Annotated in this window: 6 protein-coding genes; all 6 read left to right on the top strand. The window is 47.5% G+C overall.

The features are described from left to right. Positions 1 to 1,134 (top strand): glycoside hydrolase family protein (locus AC1DKV_RS40105; protein WP_477139719.1); only part of this gene is annotated, 1,134 nt, incomplete at its 5' end. Further along, a complete protein-coding gene (locus AC1DKV_RS40100; RefSeq protein ID WP_477139718.1) occupies positions 1,091 to 2,071 on the top strand; it encodes a lysozyme inhibitor LprI family protein in 981 nt (326 codons plus the stop codon). The genes AC1DKV_RS40105 and AC1DKV_RS40100, both read left to right, overlap by 44 nt. 203 nt (positions 2,072 to 2,274) lie before the next feature. Continuing rightward, the gene (locus tag AC1DKV_RS40095) at positions 2,275 to 2,727 is read left to right on the top strand and encodes a lysozyme inhibitor LprI family protein (protein ID WP_441650057.1); all 453 of its coding nucleotides are present in this window, start codon (positions 2,275 to 2,277) and stop codon (positions 2,725 to 2,727) included. A gap of 385 nt (positions 2,728 to 3,112) precedes the next feature. Further along, positions 3,113 to 3,709 (top strand): hypothetical protein, encoded by a 597-nt coding sequence (locus AC1DKV_RS40090; RefSeq protein WP_477139717.1) that lies wholly within the window; start codon positions 3,113 to 3,115, stop codon positions 3,707 to 3,709. Between the two features lie 37 nt (positions 3,710 to 3,746). Further along, positions 3,747 to 4,322: a hypothetical protein gene (locus AC1DKV_RS40085; RefSeq protein ID WP_477139716.1), complete on the top strand. Its 576-nt coding sequence runs from the start codon at positions 3,747 to 3,749 to the stop codon at positions 4,320 to 4,322. Positions 4,323 to 4,407: 85 nt separating this feature from the next. Further along, the coding region (locus AC1DKV_RS40080; protein WP_477139715.1) for a hypothetical protein at positions 4,408 to 4,970 on the top strand (563 nt) is incomplete at its 3' end.

Genomic DNA, 4,970 nt, shown 5'->3' with positions numbered 1-4,970 from the left:
GACACCACCACCGCTATCGGCTGGGCTGGGGAAGTGGGCCATACCGGCATCACCCTGCATTCACCGCATGAGTGGGTGGACTTCAAGCTGATCGAGTCCAAGCCAACGGGCGAAGGCTACGGCAACATCTTCACCACCGCGGCCCAAATGGCTGCGTTCCAGGGCGGCGAGCTGGCGCTCACCGATGCGCAACTCGACGGCCCCATGCGCGAGGTCTTCGCCAGCCTCGATACCATCCCCGATCACCGACTGACCCTGGGGGAACTGCGGGCTGCCCAGCGCAGCCGCGGCAAGCTCGGCGAACTGTCGCGATTGATCATTCGCTATCCAAGCGAATGGAAGGCCGACCCGGCGAGCTGGGATGCCTGGGACAAGAACGTGCCGCCCACGGCCCGGGCCGCCTGGCAAAGCGAGAAGGCGCGGATTGCCAAGCTGGTGTGGTGGGATGCCGTCGCGGGGAAGGTGGAAGGTTTTCCTGTTGATTCGTTTGTGTTTCATGTTCATCCCGTGGCTTTGGTTGGGAACTTCATGCGATTTGCTGCAACCCGGCTCTCGGAGAAGGGGATTTGGTTCATCTACAGGCAGGAAGTGCGCGCAGGTAAATCCAATAGGCTTCATTGGCCGGGCCGAGCAAGTGGCGTAACGCTAGGTCCAGGCTATGACATGAAAGAAAGGAGTGCCGCTAGTATACGAGCCGACATGATGGCGATTGGCTTATCGGAATCTATCGCGACCAGCCTTTCTAAGGGATCAGGTCTGACGGAGACTCAGGCCCAAAAATTCGCGCAAGACAATTCGGATCTGCTTTCACTCAATCAGCAGCAGGAATTTGCATTACTCCACCACATCGTACMGCACTACGAAGAGAAGGTCCGTAATTCCATAGAAATCGATCTCGCTCAACATGAGTTTGATGCACTGACATGTTTTGCTTACAACGCTGCCGGGAGATGGGATAGCGTTACGAGGCTCGTAAATGAAGGGGACGTGCCCGCGGTCACGGCCAAAATAAGAGAGGGGGTGAAATCGAATGGAAAAACGATGCTTGGCCTAGTTCTGAGAAGAGAGGACGAGGTGAACCTATTTGTTCATGCTCGATACGAATTTCAGGGCAGTAAGATTGATTTCAAATAGTCATATTTCTTGCCTAAGAATATTTGATGCGAACCAAGCCATCGTGAACAAAACTGTCATTAATTCTCAATTTCGACTCGAAAGAATGAGCGCTCTAGAGTTCCTGCGTAGGGCCATAATAATTCCCCTAGTACTATTATTATTTCTGACTGGATTATTCACTCCACCCGCGAAGTCTGCATCAATCCCTGACGAGTTGATCGGAAAGTGGGAGGTGGTCGAGGTTCATGTAAATACAAATTACGGCGGCGCTATTAATTATGGATGGGACGCGCCGATGCTAATGTGGCGCATCTTTGATTTTCGCGTGAATTGGATCGCAGGGAATGCACCAGAAATCTATCGTATATGTGAAAACCCAAAGGCAAGAATCATTCCAATCACTGTGGATAACCTTCTGAAAGCTAGCCTCGGCGGCTACAGTGCGGACTCCGACGCATCGCCAGTCCTTGACTATCAACTCGGATTGCCAGCGGGGAAGGTTGTAGATGTGACCGGCATTACCTGCACTCGAGAACCATGGGAAGCGGGAGTGGKATTTGAAGACCCCGCTTTCCCTTCTGTCCCGCGCGGCGCTTGGATTTTTTTTATTGATGGCAAGAAGATCGCTTTGCGTTGGTACGATCAGACTATCCTAATTTTGACCAAGATCGTCCCGGGGACCGCGCCCTCCCCATCATTCTCTTGCTTTCATGCCAGACCTTCCGCAGAAAAAGCTATATGTCGTTCCCACGAACTGGCTGGTTTGGATAAAAGCATTGCCCGTGCATACAGCCTGTATTTAGCGGAAGGGAAACAAATTCCGTTMGACACAACTGAAAATGTGCGGCGGCATCGTTCCTGGCTGCACGAGCGCAATGCTTGTGGGGGCAATGGCGCTTGCCTGGCAAAGACGATGAAAAATCAACTGGGGTGGCTTTCCTCGCTTCTCAATTGAAAACAGCTTGAATATATGTCTTGTCAGAAATGATGCGAAAGCCTAAGCCAGCGGTGGCTKGCATGGGGAATGATGCTGACGAACTAATTTTCTATATMGAAGACACGTCAAGTATAAAACCATATGATGGTGGACGGCAGTGTGTTGCTTATCTAAGAAAGAATAGATAAAACTATTTTCCCGCTACTTGCAAATGTAATGCCATGAATTTTTCATTAAAAGATCAGATTAAATATACTTTTTATTTAATTGTATTTGTATTTTTGCCTGGCGTGCAGGCTAGCGATCTCGACTGCGTTTCACCGAGGTACAGTGCCGATATTTACAAGTGTTCAGCTATAAGTTACGCCAAAGCGAAATCGAATCTCGATTCTGCGTATAAGTCACTTAATAAAAGATTGAATAGGCAGTATGAAAGAGAGCCCAATCTCTTAATGGAAATAAAAAATAAAGTAATTTCCTCCCAAGAAACTTGGAGAAAAATGAAATATTTTGACTGCGAAATGGAAGTTATGCAGATAGAGAATAAGTCGGAGGCGTTTGAGACTACGCGTAATAACTGCCTCGCGCGGCTGTCTGAGGTTAGAGCAATGTATCTGAAGACTATCTCTCCAGACTGGCCACCAGAGCAAGGTAACGCTGCAAGCAGCAAGTAGATTATCGAATACAAGTACCTGCCGGTACGTTCAATTATTCGTTACTCGAGCGAACGGAAGGCTGATGGTAAGAAATGATGTGGAGCCCGGTCACGTATTGTTTGGCGATGACAAACATCCAAACGTMGATTCTCGCGGTCGAGGTATCTTACAAGAAATACAGCGGGATCGATGTCACAAGCGTACCGTCCAAGGTAGAGGATGATGCGCATTTTGCAACGGATTCATCAGGCTGGTACTGGTGGACAAGAGACATAAATGCGTTAGCAGATGTCAACAATCCTGCCCGCGTAACTAAGAAAATCAACCCCGTCATGAAAGACATAGATCGAAGGCGAGTCGCGGCTCGTAGGGCTTTTATGGCAATAAATCAGGGGGTCGAACCATGCAACAAAAACTGGAATGCAAAACTAAATATTTCTCACGGTTGGTGACGAAATCACTGGTGATAATTAAATTTTTTTGTATTTCGTCTTTTTCGTTCTCACAGACCGGCTTTGCTTCTCAGAAAATCGAAGACGTCCATGCGGATAGCATAAAGAATGGGTGTTCTGTGATATTCCAAGAAGCGGCACCTTCTATGTCTGAGTCCTTATCGGAAGCGGTTTCAGGAAATGTTGATGTCGGGTGGTCGTGTGAGGACGGTACTGCCGTAATTATTGACACCTATGAAAAGGAGGGAGGGGCCCCGGAAATATTATCATCTTTCATTAGAGGTGATAAATGCATTGCGGTGTTGGTGAGGTGGAGTATTTATTCTCGTGCCTCGTCTTTTAATGGGAATATGTATAGGATATTAATTTATCGTTATGGTGAAAATATCTCGGGAGACCCTTTTTTCGTTCGAAGGGAGCTTCTTGGTAAAAATAAGGTGGGCTGGGATGGAGTCAAAAATGGAAGGCGTGTGAGATTCTCTCTTAATACAGAAAAGAAAATAAACAGGGAGTTGGACAGCAGGGGGAAATTGATCGGCTGCGATTGATTTAATAAGTACCTGATGTGACTATCGGTGTGATTTTATGAAAAAACGATTTGAATATCATATTGAGTTCATCCAGCGGGTGGCGAGGTGGGGTATTTTTGTTGTTTATCTCGTGGGGTTTGGAGGCATAAGACCTGCACATTCATTCGAGGCAGAGATTGGCGAAATTTCTATCGGGAATCGGGAGAAATGGTGTCTGGTATCCTTCAAGCATAAAAATTCMGAATCCAATAAAGACGGGTTGGAAATTTCCGCTACGCCAATCGAAATGACCCTGGAGTGTGCCAATCAGCCATCCATCCCGATCGATACCTATGAAATCAACGGCGGCGCACCCCATATCGCCGAAGCATTTGTTAGGAGGGGGAAATTCCTTGTTGTCCTGGTTAGATGGCACGTGAACTCAAAATCGGCGGATTTTGGGGGTGATTTTTATCTGGTCAATATATACCAAATAGATCTAGGGAATTCTGTGCATCCTCTAGTGAKACGCGACGACATATTGGGTAAGTTGGCAAAGGGATTGGACGGAGAATTAAGCGGAAATCCCGTTAATTTTCCGCTAAAAGATAAGAAGTCAATCTCGAAGAGGCTTGAGCGTCTGGGGCTTTAAGGAGCCGTAGAAAGAAKGCGATTATCCAGCGCTCCGCCGTTTGTAGTGCCAGACAAGAGGGTTCCTAATTCGCGAGGAGTCAGCGATGAAGATTGCCGGTTCTACAGGCTGTAAGGCCCTTTCGTTCTTCATCTGTTTGGTTCTTGCCGCGGCGGTCAACGGCCAGCCACTTACGGAAATAACGAATTTTCAGCGGAGTGACACTCAGATAAAAATCAATTGTGCGAATAGAAGAGGTCATCTCAATTGCGGAATATACAGTGCTGACAAGCAAGGGGATGCAAAATTATTTGATTATTCTGCGGCGCCGGCCAGTATTTCGCTTGTGGAAGGGATATTTGTGATGTTGTTCCCGTGTGGGACGCAGTGTTCTGCCACTTACTTTTATAGAAAAAATAAGGGGTTGGCCGGCCCTTTTCCACTGATGGAAGTCTATGACTTGGAATTCGGAGTGGCATTGGGAATATCGAAAAATCCGCTCCCAATATATCAAATCTATCMAAGTAGAAAGAATTCGGTAATCGGGTCGATTCGACTGAACTTACCGCGAGAATTGGTTAATGTTCCGGGCGCAATTAGCGATGTGAGACTGGATAACCATAAATTTATTATAAGTTATGTCGATCGCCACGGAGATGCGGTCACGTT

The sequence above is a fragment of the Cupriavidus sp. 05T41 genome, assembly GCF_056396525.1.
The sequence above is the reverse complement of the archived record's forward strand: the minus strand, read 5'-3'. Positions and strand labels throughout refer to the sequence as shown.

Coding starts and splice junctions, on each gene's coding strand:
- AC1DKV_RS40095 (WP_441650057.1), top strand. CDS start 2,275: ATGAATTTTTCATTAAAAGATCAGATTAAATATACTTTTTATTTAATT.
- AC1DKV_RS40090 (WP_477139717.1), top strand. CDS start 3,113: ATGCAACAAAAACTGGAATGCAAAACTAAATATTTCTCACGGTTGGTG.